Source organism: Mesorhizobium sp. Ca11, from assembly GCF_020165275.1.
GTDB lineage: Bacteria > Pseudomonadota > Alphaproteobacteria > Rhizobiales > Rhizobiaceae > Mesorhizobium.
Window position 1 is genome coordinate 21862 of record NZ_JAIUHU010000005.1, and the last position, 16777, is coordinate 38638.

Sequence of the window (16777 nt, forward strand, 5' to 3'; positions counted from 1 at the left end):
GCTCAAGCGAAGAAGAACTCCTCGACGCGCTGCTTGGCCTGGCGCAGCACCGGCAGGATGTCGCGCTCCATCGCCTCGACCGAGAAACGCGCCGACTGCGTCGAGACGTTGATGGCGGCGACGGTGCGGCCGGCGCGATCGACGATCGGCACCGCGATCGAGCGCAGGCCGAGTTCCAGTTCCTCGTCGACGATGGCGAAGCCCTCCGCCCTCGCCCTGTCGATGGCCTTGCCGAGCGCGTTGCGGCCGGTGATCGTCTTCGGCGTCCGCCGCTCGATGGTCGCTTGCGCCAGGAAGGTCTTCAAGTCGTCCGCCTCCAGACCGGAAAGCAGCACCCGCCCCATCGAGGTGCAATAGGCCGGCAGCCGCGTGCCTACATCGAGCGCGACGCTTAAGATCCGCCGTCCGGGGATGCGCGCAACATAGACGACGTCCTCACCCGATAGCACCGCCGCGTTGCAGGCCTCGTCGAATTTGCCCGCCACCTCGCGCATGATCGGCGCCGCGAACGTCCAGAGCGATGCGCCGCCGAGCCAGGTCCGCGCGACGGTCAAAAGGCGCGGCGACAGCGAGAACAGCCGGCCGGACTGCGTCGCATAGCCCGTGGCGACCAATGTCAGCAGAAAGCGGCGGGCGCCCGCGCGGGTGAGGTCGGCCTCTTCGGCCATCTCGGTCAGCGTCATGCCGGCCGGATGGCGCGCAAGGATTTCCATCACTGCCAGGCCACGTTCCAGCGAGCCGACGTGGTCGCGCGAAATTACTTCCTCTCCCACGAGCGCCTCCATGCCGGCGTTGACTCAATGCAGAGCTCGGAGTTAGAAATATCTCATACAAAACAGATGTTCGCAATGCGAACTTTTTTCGTGGGGTCTGGAGATGGTCAAGTTCCTGCCGCTGAAAGAGGCGGTCGCGGAAAACCTGCATGACGGCGATACGGTCGCCTTCGAGGGCTTCACTCATCTGATCCCGACCGCCGCCGCGCATGAGGCGATCCGCCAGGGCTTTCGCGACCTGACGCTTATCCGCATGACGCCCGACCTGATCTATGACCAGATGATCGGCATGGGCATGGCTAGGAAAATCGTCTTCTCCTATGTCGGCAATCCCGGCGTCGGCCTGCTCAGACGCGCCCGCGACGCCATCGAGAACGGCTTTCCCCGCGCCATCGAGATCGAGGAGCACAGCCACGCCGGCATGGCCAATGCCTATGAGGCGGGCGCCGCCGGCCTGCCTTGTGCGGTGTTCCGCGGCTATCGCGGCGCCGGTCTTGCCGTGGTCAATCCAAACATCAAATCCGTCACCTGCCCTTTCACGGGCGAGGTGTTGGCGGCCGTTCCGGCGATAAGGCCGGACGTCACCTTCATCCACGCGCAGAAGGCGGACCGCAAAGGCAACGTGCTGGTCGAGGGCATTATCGGCATCCAGAAGGAGGCTGTTCTTGCCGCAAAGCGCGCAGTGGTGACGGTCGAGGAAATGGTCGACAGCTTCGACGAACTCCACCCCAATCTCACCGTGCTGCCCAGCTGGACGATCGCTGCGATTTCGGTCGTGCCCGGTGGCTCGCATCCCTCCTACACGCATGGCTATTACGAGCGCGACAACGCCGCCTATCTCGAATGGGACGAGATCGCCGCCGACCGCGGTCGCTTCCAGGCGTGGATGCAGCAGAACGTCATCGAGAGCAGCCCGGATGACTTTGCCGGCCGCATCGAACATCTGAGGAAAGCCGCATGAGCGACGCGAAGGAGATTGGTTTCACCCCGAACGAGATGATGACGATCGCCGCCAGCCGCGCCTTGAAGAGCGACGATGTCTGCTTCGTCGGCATCGGCGCGCCGTCGGCCGCCTGCAACGTCGCGCGGCTGACGCATGCGCCGGATATCACCTTGATCTATGAGAGCGGCACCATCGGCACGGCGCCCGACGTGCTGCCGCTGTCGATCGGCGACGGCGAATTGTGCGAGACGGCGGTCACCACCGTCGCGGTGCCGGAGATGTTCCGCTATTGGCTGCAGGGCGGCCGCATCTCGATCGGCTTTCTGGGCGCCGCCCAGCTCGACAAATTCGGCAATATCAACACCACCGTCATCGGCGACTATGCGCATCCCAAGACCCGCCTGCCCGGCGGCGGCGGCGCGCCGGAGATCGCCACTTCGTCAAAGCAGGTCTACATCACCATGGCGCAGTCGAAGCGCGGCATGGTCGAAAAGGTCGACTTCTTCACCTCCTTCGGCCATGGCGATGGCGGCGATCATCGCAAGCGGCTCGGCATCGATACCGCCGGGCCAACGCTTTTAATCACGGACCTCGCCATCTGGAAGCCGGACCCGGTGACCAAGGAATTCACAGTGGTGTCGCTGCATCCCGGCGTCTCGCGCGAGCAGGTACAGGAGACCTGTGGCTGGACGGTCAAGTTCACGGAGGCTCTTGACGAGACGCCGGCGCCGACGGAACTCGAGCTGAACACATTGCGCGACCTGCATGTCCGCACCAAGGCGGCGCATCAAGGGATCGCCGAGGGGAAAGCTGCCTAGATGACTGAAGCCTTCATTTGCGACTACATCCGCACGCCCATCGGCCGCTTCGGCGGCTCGTTGTCCTCCGTCCGCGCCGACGACCTCGGCGCCATCCCGTTGAGGGCCTTGGTCGAGCGCAATCAGGGCGTCGACTGGGCGGCCGTCGATGATGTCGTCTATGGCTGCGCCAACCAGGCCGGCGAGGACAATCGCAATGTAGCGCGCATGGCGCTGCTGCTTGCCGGCCTGCCGCAGGACATCCCCGGTTCGACAGTCAACCGCCTGTGCGGCTCGGGCATGGATGCCGTCACCATCGCCGCGCGCGCCATCAAATCGGGCGAGGCCGAGCTGATGATTGCCGGCGGCGTCGAATCGATGAGCCGCGCGCCTTTCGTCATGCCGAAAGCCGACGCCGCCTTTTCGCGCAACGCCGAGATCTACGACACCACCATCGGCTGGCGCTTCGTCAACCCGCTGATGAAGAAGCAATATGGCATCGAGTCCATGCCGGAGACCGGGGAGAACGTCGCCGAGGATTTTTCCGTTTCCCGCGCGGACCAGGACGCCTTCGCGGTGCGCAGCCAGGACAAGGCCGTTGCCGCTCAAGGCAGCGGCCGGCTGGCGAAAGAGATCACGTCCGTGACGATCCCGCAGAAGAAAGGCGATCCGGTCGTCGTCTCGAAGGACGAGCATCCACGCGCCGGCACCACCGTCGAGACCCTGGCCAAACTGCCGGCGCCATTCCGCCAGGGCGGCAGCGTCACCGCCGGCAACGCTTCCGGCGTCAATGACGGTGCGGCGGCCCTCATCATCGCGTCGGAAGCGGCGGCGAAGAAGTATGGCCTGACGCCGATCGCCCGCATCCTCGGCGGCGCCGTCGCCGGTGTGGCGCCGCGCATCATGGGCATCGGTCCGGCCCCGGCCACCGAGAAGCTTTGCGCCCGCCTCGGTCTGACGCCCGAGCAATTCGATGTCGTCGAATTGAACGAAGCTTTCGCCTCGCAAGGCATTGCCGTGCTGCGCCAGCTTGGCATCGCCGAGGATGCCGCGCACGTCAATCCGAATGGCGGCGCGATCGCGCTCGGTCACCCGCTCGGCATGTCGGGCGCGCGCATCACCGGCACGGCGGCGCTCGAGCTCAGCGAGCGCGGCGGCAAGCTGGCTTTGGCCACCATGTGCATAGGCGTCGGCCAGGGCATAGCAATTGTCCTGGAGCGGGTCTGACCGGTCGGATCAATAAGGCAGACCGACGTAGTTTTCGGCCAGCGCCGTGGAAGCGGCCTTGGAATGCACGAGATAGTCGAGCTCGGCTTCCTGGATGCGTTGGCCGAATTCACCGGTCTCGGGAAAGCGGTGCAGCATCGTCGTCATCCACCAGGAAAAGCGCACCGCTTTCCACACCCGCGACAGCGCCTTGGCCGAATAGGCGTCGAGCCCTACTTCCGAACTCTCGCGGTAGAATTCACGAAGTCCCGCAAACAGATAGCGCACGTCGCTGGCAGCGAGGTTGAGGCCCTTGGCGCCGGTCGGCGGCACGATATGGGCGGCGTCTCCAACCAGGAACAGCCGGCCGAAGCGCATCGGCTCGGCGACGAAGGAGCGCAGCGGCGCGATCGACTTCTCGAACGATGGGCCGGTGGTGACGGCGGCAGCGGTCGCCGGCGGCAGGCGGCGGCGCAACTCGTCCCAGAAGCGGTCGTCCGACCAGGCCTCGACGCGCTCCTCGGCTGGAACCTGCACATAGTAGCGGCTGCGCTGCGGCGAGCGCATCGAACAGAGCGCGAAGCCGCGCTCGTGATTGGCATAGACCAGCTCGCGGTCGGCCGGCGGCACCTCGGCCAGCATGCCCAGCCAGCCGAACGGATATTGCCGCTCGAACGTCTTCAGCGCGCCCTCCGGCACTGATCTGCGGCTGACGCCGTGATAGCCGTCGCAACCGGCGATGAAGTCGCAATCGATGCGATGCATGAGGCCGTCCTTGTCGTAGGTGACGAAGGGCGACGCGCCGCCGAAATCATGCGGCGCGACATTCGACGTTTCGAAGACGGTCGGAAGGCCCGCCGCTTCCCGCTTCTGCATCAGATCGAGCGTCACCTCGGTCTGGCCATAGATGGTTACATGCTTGCCGCCGGTGAGCGCCGTCATGTCGATGCGATGCGCGCGGCCGTCAAACGCGAGCGAGATGCCGGCATGCGGCAGGCCCTGTTCATAGAGCCTCTCCGCCGCGCCCGCTTCGCCGAGCAGGTCCACCGTGCCCTGTTCGAGCACGCCCGCGCGCACCCGGCCAAGCACATGCTCGCGGCTCGACCGCTCGAGGATGACTGTCTCGACGCCAATCGTGGCAAGCAATTGGCCGAGCAGCAGCCCGGACGGCCCCGAGCCAATGATGGCGACTTGCGTGCGCATCAATGACCGAGGCTCTCGATCTGTCCGGCCAACTCGGCTGCAAGCCTGAGCGCGGCCGCCGTCGCCATGACCATTTGCGGCAGGATGAGCCATTCCAGCGTCCAGGCCGAACCCGAGCGCTCCTGCTCATGCACCAGCGCCTGGTGCATGCCGGAAAGCTGCACGGCATTGAAGCGGGCGAGGGCCACCAGGGCTTCCGCCTTCACGGGATTCTGCTTGTGCGGCATGGTAGATGAACCGCCGCCGCCGGACAGCTTGATGTCAGTGCCCGCCTGCGCCATCAGCGCAACGTCCTTCCCGAACTTGCCGAGGCTGCCGGTCACCAGCGACAGCCAGCCGGCGAACTCGGCGAGCGCGTCGCGCTGATTGTGCCATTGCGGCACGTCAGCGAGGCCAAGCTTCGCGGCAAGCGCGGCGCGCACTGCGGCGGCCTTGTCGCCGAGCTTTTCCAGCGTGCCGGCGGCGCCGCCGAACTGCACGACAAGCAGTCGGCCGGAGAGCTCCTTCAACCGTTCCTGGTGACGCTGGAGCGGCGCTCGCCAGGAAGCGATCCGGTCGGTCACGACGATCGGTATCGCCGGCTGCATGCGCGTCACCGCCATCATCGCCCTGCCCTCGAAATCCTGTTCGAGTCCGGCGAGCCGCACGACATTCTCGCTGAGCAGCAGGCCGACATGCTCGACCGCCCCGCTCAGGCGCAGCACCAGCGATGTATCGATCACATCCTGGCTGGTGGCGCCGAAATGAACGAATGCATCATGCGGCACGCCAACAGCAGCCTTGATCTGTCGCACCAGTTCCGGCACCACGATGCCGTCGGCGGCGACGCCGGCGCGCAGCTTCGCCGTATCCGGCCGGAACGCCGCCAGCGCCTTCGAGATCGCCGTCGCCGCATCGCGGGAAATCGCGCCGCACTCGGCCTCCGCCTCGGCCAGCGCCCGCTCGAAGCTGAGCATCGCGGCGATGTCGGCTTCGACGGAAAAATGTCTGGCCGCCTCTTCGTCGCCGAGCAGGCCGGAAAGCAGCGGGTGATCAAAGGGCGAAACGGTCATGGCGGCCACGGTCAGCTGTCGAAGAAGACCGTCTCCTTTTCGCCCTGCAGGTGGATGTCGAAAACGCAAGTATCGCCCCGGCGCTCGGCGATCAGCGTCGGCACACGCAGGCGGTGCTCGATGCGGGCGAGGATCGGGTCCTCGGCATTGGCCTTTTCCTCGTCCGAAAAATAGAGCCTGGTGTGCAGGCCCACATTGATGCCGCGCGCCACGATCCAAAGCGTGATGTGGGGCGCCATCAGGCGCCCGTCGCGGAACGGCACGCGGCCCGGCTTGATCGTCCGGAACAGGCAGACGCCCGTTTCCGTGTCGGTCGGCTGCCGGCCCCAGCCCGAAAAGTTCGGGTCGGCTGCGCCGCGCAATTCCGTCGGCGAATTGTAGAGGCCTTGGGCATCCGCTTGCCAGATCTCGACCAGCGCCTCCCTCAGCGGCGTGCCGGTGCCGTCGAGCACGCGGATGCGCAACTCGATCCGCTCGCCCATGGTCTGGTCGTTGATCATCGACGAGCCGAGGTCGCTCGCATAGACGCCGCCGATGCCGCAGAAATTGGGCGTCAGCCCGATATGAACATAGGGTCCGGCGGTCTGCGAAGGGCTCTCCTTCAACCGGTCGAGCGACTGCGCCATCAATTGCCCTCCGGCCTGTTCTCGAACAATGTCGAGCGGCGCCCGCGCAGCACGATGTCGAACTTGTAGGCGAGCGCATCCATCGGGATGGTCGACTGCATGTCGAGCGCGGCGATCAGCGCCTCGATAGCTTCCCTGTTGGAAATACCGCCGACGATCGGACAACGCCAGATCAGCGGATCGCCCTCGAAATACATCTGTGTGATCAGCCGCTGCGCGAAGCCATGGCCGAACACGGAAAAATGGATATGCGCCGGCCGCCAGTCGTTCGGACCGTTCGGCCAGGGATACGGTCCGGGCCTGATGGTGCGCAAGGCGTAGCCGCCGTCCTCGCCGGTGATCGCGCGTCCGCAGCCGCCGAAATTCGGATCGAGCGGCGCAAGATACCCGTCCCTCTTGTGCCGGTAGCGGCCGCCTGCATTGGCCTGCCAGAATTCGAGCAGCACGCCGGGCACGCCCTTGCCGCACTCATCGAGCACCCGCCCATGAACGATGATGCGCTCGCCGATGGCGCTCTCGCCGGCCTTGGCGAAATTGTGGATCAGGTCGTTGTCGAGCTCGCCGAGCATCGCATGCCCGAATACCGGACCGGCCGATTCCGACAGCGTGTTGTCGAACGACACCAATGCCTTCTGCGGCGAGCGCAGCACCGAGCTTTTGTAATTCGGCGTCAACGCCGGCGGATGCCATTGGCGGTCGCGCTGGAAGAAGGCGCCGGTTTCCGGCGCCCGGTTGGAGCCGGTCTCAGCCATGAGCGGCCCCGTCCATCTGAGCGAACACCTGCTTGGCGATCTTGAAGGCGCGGTTGGCGGCCGGCACCCCTGCATAGATCGCGACATGCAGGAAGGCTTCGCAGATGTCGTCGCGTGAGGCGCCGGTGTTGGCGGTGGCCCGCACATGCATGGCGACCTCCTCGTCATGGCCGAGCGCTGCAAGCAGCGCCAGCGTCACGATCGAGCGTTCGCGCTTCGACCAGCCGGGCCGCGCCCACACCGTTCCCCAGGCAGCCTCGGTGATCAATTGCTGGAACGGCCGGTCGAAATCGGTCGCGGCATCCTCGGCGCGGTCGACATGCGGATCGCCGAGAACGGCGCGACGGACCTCGAGTCCGGTCCGGTAGCGGTTCTTCGTGACATCATCCATGGGCAGACGTTTCCTCAGGCAATGAGGCGGCGAAATCGCGGATCAAGGTGACGAGCGCGTCGGGCTGCTCGATGCACGGGATGTGCGCGGCATCGCGGATCATTTCGAAGCGGGCGCCTGGGATCAGATCCGCCAGCGAGCGAACAAGGTCGGGTGGCGTCGAGCCGTCCTGATCGCCGACGATGCAGAGCGTCGGCGCAGTGATACGCCGCGCCGCGTCGGTAAGATCGGCATCGCGCACCGCCGCGCATGTCCCGATATAACCAGGCAGCGCCTGCCTGGTCAGCATGTTGCGGCAGCCGGCCAGCTCGGCGGCGCGCGCTGCATGGAAATCCTGCGTGAACCACACTTTCAGCACGCCGTCGGCGATCGCCTCTATGCCGTCGCGCTCGACGGTCGCGATGCGCGTGTTCCAGCTCTCATCCGTGCCGATCTTGTGCGCGGTGTCGCTGAGGATCAGAGCCTCGACACATTTGGGGTGGCGGGTATAGAGCCGCTGCGCGATCAGGCCGCCGACCGACAGGCCGCACAGCACGACCTTCCCGAAACCGAAATGATCGATGAGGCCCAGCAGGTCGTCGACATGGTCGTCGATCGAGCGCACGCCGCCGCCGATATCCGACAACCCATGCCCGCGCTTGTCGTAGACGAGCATCGGTATTTCGCCGGCAAGCCGCGCGACGACGTCGTCCCAGATCCGGAAATCGGTGCCCAGCGAATTGATGAAGATGATCGGACGCGACGTGCCCGTCGCCTCGATGTAGCGGTGATGCAGCGTCACGCCGCCTATGCTGACGAATGGCACGATTTCGATCCTCCAAAGCCACATTGCACCAGCGGTTTGGTTCGGTAAAATGATATTTTGCGGCGTTTCATTAACTCTGAGGTTATCGAACCATGGCCGAAAGCCGAATCCGCTTCCGCCATCTGCAGGCCTTTCTCGAAGTCGCTCGGCAAGGCAGCGTGGCGCGCGCGGCCGACTTCCTGCATGTCAGTGCGCCGGCCGTGACCAAGACCTTGCGTGAGCTGGAAGAGGCGCTCGGCGTCGCCGTGGTCGAGCGCGACGGGCGCGGCATCCGGGTCACGCGTCTCGGCGAGATCTTCCTCGGCCATGCCGGCTCGGCGATCTCGGCGCTGAAGCGCGGCGTCGATTCCGTGCGCCAGGACGGCGCTCTCCATCGCGACCCGATCCGCATCGGCGCGCTGCCGACGGTGTCGGCGCGCGTGATGCCGTTCGCCATGAACCTGTTCCTCGAGGAAGACACCGGCGCCGCGCTCAAGATCGTCACCGGCGAGAACGCCGTGCTGCTCGAACAGTTGCGCGTCGGCGCGCTCGACCTCGTCGTCGGCCGGCTCGCGGCGCCGGAGCACATGACCGGCTTCTTCTTCGAACATCTCTATTCCGAGCAGGTGCTGTTCGTGGTGCGGGCCGGGCATCCCCTGTCGGAACCCGGGGCAGACATCTTCGCGCGGCTCGACGACTTCCCCGTCCTGATGCCGACGCGGGAATCCGTCATACGCCCCTTCGTCGACCGGCTCTTCATCACCAACGGCATGACCGCACCCGCCACGGAGATCGAAACCGTTTCCGATTCCTTCGGTCGTTCCTTCATGCGCCAGAGCAATGCGGTATGGATCATCTCGGCCGGCGTCGTTGCCAATGAGATCGCCAGCGGCGCTTTCGTCGCGCTGCCGGTGGATACCGAGGAGACCAAAGGGCCGGTGGGTTTGACCATGCGCACCGACACCGCGCCCTCGCCCGCCTTCACCATCCTGCTGCAGACGATCCGCGAAGCCGCGCGGCACCACGCCTGACGATCGAGCTAGCAGTTCGAATTTCGCTAACCCAGCGGTTAATAAAACACCGTAAAATATCATTTTACCGAACCAAACCGCTAGTGCAATGTGATCTCCGGAGGATCGAAAGCCGTGCCGTCCGGCCGCAAGCGGAAGACCCGTTTGCCGTCGTGTCGAACGGCGACTGAGGGAGGAGCAGATGTCTCATAATATCGGCAGCAAGCCCGCCATATCGGGCATTTCACGACGCCAGTTCATCGCCACATCGATGGCCGGTGGCGCAGCACTTGCGTTCGGCCGCGGCAAGGCTTTCGCGCAGGCCGCCGACACGCTCAAGGTCGGCTTCGTCAGCCCGCGCACCGGCCCGCTCGCCGGCTTCGGCGAAACCGACGGCTATGTGCTTGACCTCGCCCGCAAGGCCCTGGCCAACGGCATCGAGCTCGGCGGCAAGAAATACAGCGTCGAGATCCTCGACCAGGACACCCAGTCGGATCCGTCGCGCGCCGGCCAGTTGGCAAAAGACCTGATCAACAACCAGGCCATCGACCTGATGCTGGCCGTTTCCACGCCCGAGGTGATCAACCCGGTCGCCGATGCCTGCGAGGCGGCCGGCGTGCCGTGCCTCTCCACCGTCATGCCGTGGGAGGCGTGGTATTTCGGCCGCGGCGCCAAGCCGGGCGCGCCCTCGCCTTTCAAATGGACCTATCATTTCGGCTTCGGCGTCGGCGAATTCTTCAAGACCTATATTTCGCAGTGGAACCTGATCGAGACCAACAAGAAGGTCGGCGTCATGTATCCGAACGACGCCGACGGCAACGCCATTCGCGCCAACCTCGCGCCGCTCCTGGCCAAGCAGGGTTTTACGATCGTCGATCCCGGCGCCTATGAGACCGGCACAACCGACTATTCCTCGCAGATCGCGCTGTTCAAGCAGGAAGGCGTCGAGATCTTCAACTCCTTCCCGATCCCGCCGGACTTCGCCGCCTTCTGGCGCCAGGCCGCGCAGCAGGGGCTGACCCGGCAGATCAAGATCGCCCAGGTCGCCAAGACCGGCCTGTTCCCCTCCGACATCGAGGCGCTCGGCGATCTCGGCATGAAGATCTCGAGCGCCGCCTATTGGCACAAGGCCTTCCCCTACAAGTCGCCGCTGACCGGCGTCTCCGGCACCGAGCTTGCCGACGGTTACGAGGCGGCGAGCGGCAAGCAGTGGACACAGCAGCTCGGCGCCTCGATGTCGCTGCTCGACGCCGGCTTCGAAGCCCTGAAGGCGAGTTCCAACGCCAAGGACAAGGCGGCGGTCGCCAAGGCACTGAGCGTGCTGAAGACCGAGACCATGATCGGCAAGGTCGACTTCACCAGCGGCCCGGTCGCGAACGTATCCCCCGGCCCGATCATCGGCACGCAATGGGTCGCCGCCAAGGAAGGCTCGAAATTCCCGCTCGACTATGTCGTGACCGAGAACGCCACCGACCCGAACGTGCCGGTCGGGGCCAAGCTCCAGCCTTACAACGGCTGATAAAGTCGGGGACCGCATCGTGAACGCCACGCCCAACGGTGCCGTCCTCAGCGCCACCGGCATCCACAAGCGCTTCGGCGCGCTTGTGGTGCTCGACGACATCGACTTCGCCATGGGCGCCGAGGAAGCGGTCGGCATCGTCGGCCCGAACGGCGCCGGCAAGACGACGCTGCTCAGCGTGCTTTCCGGCGCCTATCCGCCGGGCGCCGGAACCATCGCCTTCAAGGGCGATGACGTGACCACGCTGCCGGCCACGCAGCGCTGCCGGCTGGGTCTGGTGCGCACTCATCAGGTGCCGAAACCCTTCGGCGGCATGACCGTCTTCGAGAATGTCTTCGTCGCCGCCTCGCACGGCGCCGGACTCGGCCGCGACGAGGCTTATGAGGAGGCGCTCGGCTCGCTGAAGCTCTGCGGCATGCTCAGCATAGGCAACCGCCGCGCCGAAACGCTCGGCCTGCTCGACCGCAAGCGGCTGGAGCTCGCCCGCGCGCTCGCCGCGAAACCGACGCTGCTTCTGCTCGACGAGATCGGCGGCGGCCTGACCGACGGCGAGGCGGGCGAGCTCGTCGAGACCATCCGCGAATTGCGCCGCCGCGGGATAGGCATCGTCTGGATCGAGCACATCGTCCACGTGCTTTTGCAAGTGGCCGAACGGCTGATCTGCATGGACGCCGGCAAGATTATCGCCGACGGCGAGCCGCAGGCGGTGATGGCCGACCCGCAGGTGATCAGCGCCTATCTCGGCGGAGGCCCGAAATGAGCCTGCTGTCGGCCGAGGATCTCGTTGTCCGCCACGGCCTGCTGCAGGCGGTGCGCGGCGTCAGCTTCAGCCTCGAGCGCGGCGAGACGCTGGCGCTGGTCGGCGCCAACGGCGCGGGCAAGACGACGCTGCTGCGCGCAATCGCCGGCGCGCACCAGGCGGCCTCGGGCCGTGTGGTCTTCGACGGCGACGATCTCTCCGGTGTGCCTTCGCATGAACGCGTCCGCAAGGGCATCGCCCTGGTTCCCGAAGGCCGGCGGCTGTTCGTGCAGATGACGGTCGAGGAAAACCTTCTGCTTGGCCGCACTGCCGGCCGCCCCGGCGACTGGAGCGTCGAACGCGTGCTCGACACCTTCCCCAACTTGAAGCCGCGCCGCCATGCCAAGGCCGGGCATCTTTCCGGCGGCGAGCAGCAGGCGACCGCAATCGGCCGTGCGCTGATGAGCAATCCCGACCTGCTCCTGCTCGACGAGGTCTCGCTCGGCCTGTCGCCGCTGGTCGTCGACCGCGTCTATGCCTCCCTGCAGGGGCTGATCGGCTCCGGCACGACGATCATCCTGGTCGAGCAGGACCTCAACCGCGCGCTCTCCGTCTCCGACAAGGTGATCTGCATGCTGGAGGGCCGGATCGTCCTTGCCGGCGACAGCAAGAGCGTGTCGCGCGACGAGGTGACCAAGGCCTATTTCGGCCTGCACCGGAAGGGCGCCGGAGGCATGCCGGCATGATGAACCAGATCGTCCAGGGCGTCCTGCTCGGCGGCTATTACGCGCTGATCGCCTGCGGCCTCTCCTTCATGTTCTCGGTGATGCGCATCATCAACCTGGCGCATGGCAGCCTCGCCGTGCTGTCGGCCTTCGCGCTGTGGCTGCTCGCCTCGCGCTTCCACATCTCGCCATTTCTGGGCCTGCTCGTCGTGCTGCCGCTGATGGCCGCGATTGGCTGGGCCCTGCAGCGCTTCCTGCTCGAGCGCAGCGCGCGCGGCGGCGCGCTGCTGCCGATCCTCACAACCTTCGGCCTCGCCATCGTCATCGACAATGTGCTGTTCGAACAGTTCGGCGCCGACACGCGCTCGCTGGCGCCCTTCATCGGCAGCCTGTCCTACGATTCCTGGGAATGGCCGGGCAGCCTCTATGTCGGCAAGCTCGCGGTGATCATCTTCATCACCGCCGTCGTCCTGCTTGGTGGACTACAACTGTTCCTCACCCGCACCGGGTTAGGCCGCTCGATCCGCGCGACCTCGGAAGACCCTGATACCGCCGGCATCGTCGGTGTCGACGCGCGCCGCTCCATGGCAATAGCCGCGGCAATCGCCATGGTCACGGTCGGTCTCGCCGGCGCCTTCCTCGGCATGCGCGCCACCTTCGATCCCTATGCCGGCGCAACGCAACTGCTGTTCGCCTTCGAAGCCGCCGTCATCGGCGGCGCCGGCTCGCTCTGGGGAACGCTGATCGGCGGCATCGTGCTGGCGCTCGCCCAGACGCTCGGCGCCAGGATCCATCCGCAAGGTTTCCTCATCGGCGGCCACGTCGCTTTCCTGATCGTGCTGTTCATCCGGCTCTACACTTCCGGCCTCGGCCTGCACAGCTTGCTGCGCCTCTCCACGCGGAAAGCCTCATGAGCACCGCCTCCCCGGTCATCGAGCGCGGCACGGCCGCTTCGCGCACCGCCGGCATCGGCGTTTTAACCATCATTCTGCTACTCGCCATAGCGCCGCAATTCCTGTCGGCCGGCGCGGTCGATCGCATGACGGCGCTGTTCATCTATGTGATCCTCGCCGCCATGTGGAATGCGCTGGCCGGTTTCGGCGGGCTGGTCTCGGTCGGCCAGCAGGTGTTCTTCGGCCTTGGCGCCTACTTCGCCATCCGCCTCGCCAATGCCGGGCTCAATCCGTTTGTCTCGCTCTTCGTTTCGGCGGTCATCGTCGGCGCCGTGTCCTGGCCGATCTCGTTGTTCATGCTACGCTTGAGGAACGGCGAATTCGCCATCGGCATGTGGGTGATCGCAGCGCTCACCCACCTGCTCGTCAATCTCGACCGGCTGATCCAGGGCGAGACCGGCACGTCGCTGATCTCGCTCAACGTCTACGATGCATCGACACGCCGGCTGACCATCTATTGGCTGGCGTTGGCGTCGATGACCGCCCTGCTCGCGATCCTGTTCAGCCTGCTGCGCGGCAGCACCGGCGCCGCCATTCGCGCCATCCGCGACAATGAGGATGCGGCGGCCTCCGTCGGCGTGCGCGTCACCGATACCAAGCGGCAGCTCTTCGTGCTCGCCGCCTTCGGCATCGGCGTCGCCGGCGCGCTGTGGCTGGCCACCGCGATCACCTTCCAGCCGAAGACCTATTTCAACGTGCAGTGGACCGCTTACATGATCTTCATGGTGCTGGTCGGCGGTATTGGCACCTTCGAGGGCGCCATCCTCGGCGCGCTGCTCTTCTTCCTCATCGAGACCTGGTTCGGCGGCACCGGCGTCTGGTACCTGATTGGGCTCGCCGCCACGGCACTGGTCTTCTCGCTGCTCTTGCCGCGCGGCCTCTGGGGCACGCTCGAAGAGCGTTTTGGTTGGCGCCTGCTGTCGGTCGGCTACCGCGTCAGGCTTCCCGCCAGCGTGGCGGATCCGACCGGCGAGGCCATTTCACCAGCACCCACTGCGGCACACAGCGAGAAGGCATGAGCATGCTGTTCGGCAAGACGATCCTCATCACCGGCGTCGCCTCGGGCATCGGCGCCCGCACGGCGGAACTCGCGGGCCAACTCGGCGCCGACGTCATCGGCGTCGACCTGCGCGAGCCGGCCGGACATCAGGGCGTCTTCGTCAAGTCCGACATCTCGTCCAAAGCCGGCGTCGACGACCTCGTGGCGCGGTTGCCGCAGCGCATCGACGCGCTCTGCAACGTCGCCGGCCTTTCCGGCAATATGGGCGCGGCGCCGACGCTCGCCGTCAATTTCTACGGCCTGCGCGCGCTCTCGGAAGCGATGGCGCCAAGGCTTCGCGAAGGCGGCGCCATCGTCAATGTCGCCTCCATCGCCGGCTTCGGCTGGCGCGCCAATCTCAACCGAGCCGCCTCGATGGTTGGCGTCGAGGGCTTTCCCGATGTCGCCAGAGTGATCGCCGACCACGCGGTCAAGAACGAGGAAGGCTATCCGGTCTCGAAGGAGCTTTTGCTCCTGTGGACCTTCCGCGCGGCGCATCAGGACCTGTTCAAGAGCCGCGGCATTCGCGTCAACGCGGTCAGCCCCGGTCCGGTCGAGACGCCGATCCTGAAACAGTTCCGCTCGGTCCTCGGTGACGCCAAGGTCGACAGCGATATCGCGCGCGTCGGCCGCGCCGGCACATCGGGCGACATTGCGCCCGTCGTGCTGTTCCTGTGCTCCGACGGCGCGCGCTGGATCAACGGCGCCAACGTGCCGGTCGACGGCGGCCTCGAAGCGTCGATCAACGCGGAAGTGCTTGGCTTCTAATTTTGCAACGCTCCAGCGAAAGCGAGGGAGAAACCCATGGACATCGGACTTCTGATTGACGGCGACGAAAGGGCGGCGACCGGCAAAGCCTCTTACGAGCGCCTGGACCCCTTCACCGGCAAGCTCGCGACGCGCGCCGCCGCCGCAAGCATTGCCGACGCCAACGCCGCGGCAGATGCGGCGGCGGCAGCCTTCGACGCCTGGTCGAAGACCGGACCTGGCGAGCGCCGGATGCTGCTTCTGAAGGCGGCCGACGTCATGGCCTCGAAGGTCGGGGAATTCACCAAGCTGATGATGGAAGAGACCGGCGCCACCGGACCCTGGGCGGGCTTCAACGTCATGCTGGCGTCCAACATGCTGCGCGAGGCGGCGGCGATGACCACGCAGATTTCCGGCGAGGTTATTCCATCCGACAAGCCGGGCACGCTCGCCATGGCGATCCGCCAGCCGGCTGGTGTGTGCCTCGGCATCGCGCCGTGGAACGCGCCGGTCATCCTCGGCACGCGCGCACTCGCAATGCCGCTCGCCTGCGGCAACACGGTGGTGCTGAAGGCCTCCGAACTATGCCCCGGCACGCATCGCCTGATCGGTCAGGTGCTGGTCGAGGCCGGCCTGCCCAAGGGCGTCGTCAATGTCGTCACCAACGACCCGAAGGACGCGGCGGCAATCGTCGAGGCGCTGATCGCGCATCCGGCGGTGAAGCGCGTCAATTTCACCGGCTCGACCAAGGTCGGCCGCATCATCGCCGAGCTCTCGGGGCGGCACCTCAAGCCGGCGCTGCTCGAGCTCGGCGGCAAGGCGCCACTGGTCGTGCTGGACGACGCCGACATCGACGCTGCCGTGAATGCCGCGACCTTCGGCGCCTTCATGCATCAGGGCCAGATCTGCATGTCGACCGAACGCCTGATCGTCGACGAGAAGATCGCCGACGAGTTCGTCGCCAAGCTTGCCGCGCGTGCCTCCAAACTGCCGGCCGGCGACCCGCGCGGCCATGTCGTGCTCGGCTCGCTGATCAGCAGCCAGTCGGCGGATAAGATGGAGGAGCTGATTGCCGACGCGACCGCGAAGGGTGCAACGCTCGCGGCCGGCGGCAAGCGGACAGGAACGGTGGTGGAAGCGACGCTCCTCGACCACGTGACGCCCGCGATGCGCGTCTATTCGGAAGAGTCGTTCGGTCCGGTGAAGCCGGTCATTCGCGTGAAAGGCGAGGACGAAGCGGTGCGCGTCGCCAACGACACCGAATACGGCCTGTCGTCGGCCGTCTTCAGCCGCGACATCCGCCGCGCCATGGCGATAGCCGCGCGCATCCACGCCGGCATCTGCCACATCAATGGCCCGACCGTCGGCGACGAGGCGCAGATGCCTTTCGGCGGCGTCAAGGGTTCGGGCTATGGCCGCTTCGGCGGCAAGGCCTCGATCGCCGAATTCACCGACCTGCGCTGGGTGACGATCGAGGACCCAGGCCAGCACTACCCGTTCTGATTGGCCGCTTCTTCC

The 16777-nt window shown here is 66.0% G+C and carries 18 protein-coding genes; 11 read left to right on the top strand and 7 right to left on the bottom strand.

Going from position 1 to position 16777, the window contains the following annotated elements:
- Positions 1-2 precede the first annotated feature (2 nt).
- The gene (locus tag LB538_RS10520; protein ID WP_224522915.1) at positions 3-773 is read right to left on the bottom strand and encodes an IclR family transcriptional regulator C-terminal domain-containing protein; all 771 of its coding nucleotides are present in this window, start codon (positions 771-773) and stop codon (positions 3-5) included.
- 103 nt (positions 774-876) lie between these two features.
- Between LB538_RS10520 and LB538_RS10525 the strand changes: the two genes are divergently transcribed.
- From LB538_RS10525 to pcaF, 3 genes are read left to right on the top strand one after another with little or no spacing between them, the layout of a single operon-like run.
- The gene (locus tag LB538_RS10525) at positions 877-1734 is read left to right on the top strand and encodes a CoA transferase subunit A (protein ID WP_224522916.1); all 858 of its coding nucleotides are present in this window, start codon (positions 877-879) and stop codon (positions 1732-1734) included.
- Positions 1731-2534, top strand: coding sequence for a CoA-transferase subunit beta (locus tag LB538_RS10530; RefSeq protein WP_224522917.1), 804 nt, complete (start codon positions 1731-1733; stop codon positions 2532-2534). Before LB538_RS10525 ends, LB538_RS10530 begins: the two co-directional genes overlap by 4 nt.
- The gene (pcaF, locus tag LB538_RS10535) at positions 2535-3740 is read left to right on the top strand and encodes a 3-oxoadipyl-CoA thiolase (protein WP_224522918.1); all 1206 of its coding nucleotides are present in this window, start codon (positions 2535-2537) and stop codon (positions 3738-3740) included.
- Positions 3741-3749: 9 nt separating this feature from the next.
- Here pcaF and pobA read toward each other — a convergent pair whose 3' ends face one another.
- From pobA to pcaD, 6 genes are read right to left on the bottom strand one after another with little or no spacing between them, the layout of a single operon-like run.
- Positions 3750-4922, bottom strand: a complete 1173-nt coding sequence (gene pobA / locus LB538_RS10540) for a 4-hydroxybenzoate 3-monooxygenase (RefSeq protein ID WP_224522919.1) — start codon at positions 4920-4922, stop codon at positions 3750-3752.
- Positions 4922-5974 carry a 3-carboxy-cis,cis-muconate cycloisomerase gene (locus LB538_RS10545; protein WP_224522920.1) on the bottom strand — a complete coding sequence of 351 codons (1053 nt, stop codon included), beginning with the start codon at positions 5972-5974 and terminating at the stop codon, positions 4922-4924. Before LB538_RS10545 ends, pobA begins: the two co-directional genes overlap by 1 nt.
- Positions 5975-5985: 11 nt before the next feature.
- On the bottom strand, positions 5986-6600 hold the full coding sequence (pcaG, locus tag LB538_RS10550) for a protocatechuate 3,4-dioxygenase subunit alpha (RefSeq protein ID WP_224522921.1): 615 nt from the start codon (positions 6598-6600) through the stop codon (positions 5986-5988).
- Positions 6600-7352 carry a protocatechuate 3,4-dioxygenase subunit beta gene (gene pcaH, locus LB538_RS10555; RefSeq protein WP_224522922.1) on the bottom strand — a complete coding sequence of 251 codons (753 nt, stop codon included), beginning with the start codon at positions 7350-7352 and terminating at the stop codon, positions 6600-6602. Before pcaH ends, pcaG begins: the two co-directional genes overlap by 1 nt.
- Positions 7345-7743, bottom strand: a complete 399-nt coding sequence (gene pcaC / locus LB538_RS10560) for a 4-carboxymuconolactone decarboxylase (protein ID WP_224522923.1) — start codon at positions 7741-7743, stop codon at positions 7345-7347. The genes pcaH and pcaC overlap by 8 nt, the downstream gene beginning before the upstream one ends.
- The gene (gene pcaD, locus LB538_RS10565; RefSeq protein ID WP_224522924.1) at positions 7736-8548 is read right to left on the bottom strand and encodes a 3-oxoadipate enol-lactonase; all 813 of its coding nucleotides are present in this window, start codon (positions 8546-8548) and stop codon (positions 7736-7738) included. The genes pcaC and pcaD overlap by 8 nt, the downstream gene beginning before the upstream one ends.
- Before the next feature lie 92 nt (positions 8549-8640).
- Between pcaD and pcaQ the strand changes: the two genes are divergently transcribed.
- From pcaQ to LB538_RS10605, 8 genes are all read left to right on the top strand, one after another.
- The gene (pcaQ, locus tag LB538_RS10570) at positions 8641-9558 is read left to right on the top strand and encodes a pca operon transcription factor PcaQ (RefSeq protein WP_224522925.1); all 918 of its coding nucleotides are present in this window, start codon (positions 8641-8643) and stop codon (positions 9556-9558) included.
- Between the two features lie 181 nt (positions 9559-9739).
- A complete protein-coding gene (locus LB538_RS10575) occupies positions 9740-11056 on the top strand; it encodes an ABC transporter substrate-binding protein (protein ID WP_224522926.1) in 1317 nt (438 codons plus the stop codon).
- Between the two features lie 85 nt (positions 11057-11141).
- Positions 11142-11816, top strand: a complete 675-nt coding sequence (locus tag LB538_RS10580) for an ABC transporter ATP-binding protein (RefSeq protein WP_224523336.1) — start codon at positions 11142-11144, stop codon at positions 11814-11816.
- A complete protein-coding gene (locus tag LB538_RS10585) occupies positions 11813-12541 on the top strand; it encodes an ABC transporter ATP-binding protein (protein WP_224522927.1) in 729 nt (242 codons plus the stop codon). The genes LB538_RS10580 and LB538_RS10585 overlap by 4 nt, the downstream gene beginning before the upstream one ends.
- Positions 12538-13434: a branched-chain amino acid ABC transporter permease gene (locus LB538_RS10590; protein WP_224522928.1), complete on the top strand. Its 897-nt coding sequence runs from the start codon at positions 12538-12540 to the stop codon at positions 13432-13434. Before LB538_RS10585 ends, LB538_RS10590 begins: the two co-directional genes overlap by 4 nt.
- Entirely contained in the window at positions 13431-14492 is a 1062-nt protein-coding gene (locus tag LB538_RS10595; protein ID WP_224522929.1) for a branched-chain amino acid ABC transporter permease, read from the top strand. The genes LB538_RS10590 and LB538_RS10595 overlap by 4 nt, the downstream gene beginning before the upstream one ends.
- A 2-nt stretch (positions 14493-14494) precedes the next feature.
- The gene (locus LB538_RS10600; protein WP_224523338.1) at positions 14495-15280 is read left to right on the top strand and encodes a coniferyl-alcohol dehydrogenase; all 786 of its coding nucleotides are present in this window, start codon (positions 14495-14497) and stop codon (positions 15278-15280) included.
- 36 nt (positions 15281-15316) lie between these two features.
- Positions 15317-16762 carry an aldehyde dehydrogenase gene (locus tag LB538_RS10605; RefSeq protein ID WP_224522930.1) on the top strand — a complete coding sequence of 482 codons (1446 nt, stop codon included), beginning with the start codon at positions 15317-15319 and terminating at the stop codon, positions 16760-16762.
- Positions 16763-16777: the final 15 nt, after the last annotated feature.

What these genes read in the sequence shown, in the direction of transcription:
- LB538_RS10575 (WP_224522926.1), top strand. Translation starts at nt 9,740, where the DNA reads ATGTCTCATAATATCGGCAGCAAGCCCGCCATATCGGGCATTTCACGA.
- pcaH (WP_224522922.1), bottom strand. Translation starts at nt 7,352, where the DNA reads ATGGCTGAGACCGGCTCCAACCGGGCGCCGGAAACCGGCGCCTTCTTC.
- pcaF (WP_224522918.1), top strand. Translation starts at nt 2,535, where the DNA reads ATGACTGAAGCCTTCATTTGCGACTACATCCGCACGCCCATCGGCCGC.
- pcaG (WP_224522921.1), bottom strand. Translation starts at nt 6,600, where the DNA reads ATGGCGCAGTCGCTCGACCGGTTGAAGGAGAGCCCTTCGCAGACCGCC.
- LB538_RS10525 (WP_224522916.1), top strand. Translation starts at nt 877, where the DNA reads ATGGTCAAGTTCCTGCCGCTGAAAGAGGCGGTCGCGGAAAACCTGCAT.
- LB538_RS10530 (WP_224522917.1), top strand. Translation starts at nt 1,731, where the DNA reads ATGAGCGACGCGAAGGAGATTGGTTTCACCCCGAACGAGATGATGACG.
- LB538_RS10585 (WP_224522927.1), top strand. Translation starts at nt 11,813, where the DNA reads ATGAGCCTGCTGTCGGCCGAGGATCTCGTTGTCCGCCACGGCCTGCTG.
- LB538_RS10545 (WP_224522920.1), bottom strand. Translation starts at nt 5,974, where the DNA reads ATGACCGTTTCGCCCTTTGATCACCCGCTGCTTTCCGGCCTGCTCGGC.
- pcaQ (WP_224522925.1), top strand. Translation starts at nt 8,641, where the DNA reads ATGGCCGAAAGCCGAATCCGCTTCCGCCATCTGCAGGCCTTTCTCGAA.
- LB538_RS10590 (WP_224522928.1), top strand. Translation starts at nt 12,538, where the DNA reads ATGATGAACCAGATCGTCCAGGGCGTCCTGCTCGGCGGCTATTACGCG.
- LB538_RS10600 (WP_224523338.1), top strand. Translation starts at nt 14,495, where the DNA reads ATGCTGTTCGGCAAGACGATCCTCATCACCGGCGTCGCCTCGGGCATC.
- LB538_RS10605 (WP_224522930.1), top strand. Translation starts at nt 15,317, where the DNA reads ATGGACATCGGACTTCTGATTGACGGCGACGAAAGGGCGGCGACCGGC.
- pcaC (WP_224522923.1), bottom strand. Translation starts at nt 7,743, where the DNA reads ATGGATGATGTCACGAAGAACCGCTACCGGACCGGACTCGAGGTCCGT.
- pobA (WP_224522919.1), bottom strand. Translation starts at nt 4,922, where the DNA reads ATGCGCACGCAAGTCGCCATCATTGGCTCGGGGCCGTCCGGGCTGCTG.
- LB538_RS10595 (WP_224522929.1), top strand. Translation starts at nt 13,431, where the DNA reads ATGAGCACCGCCTCCCCGGTCATCGAGCGCGGCACGGCCGCTTCGCGC.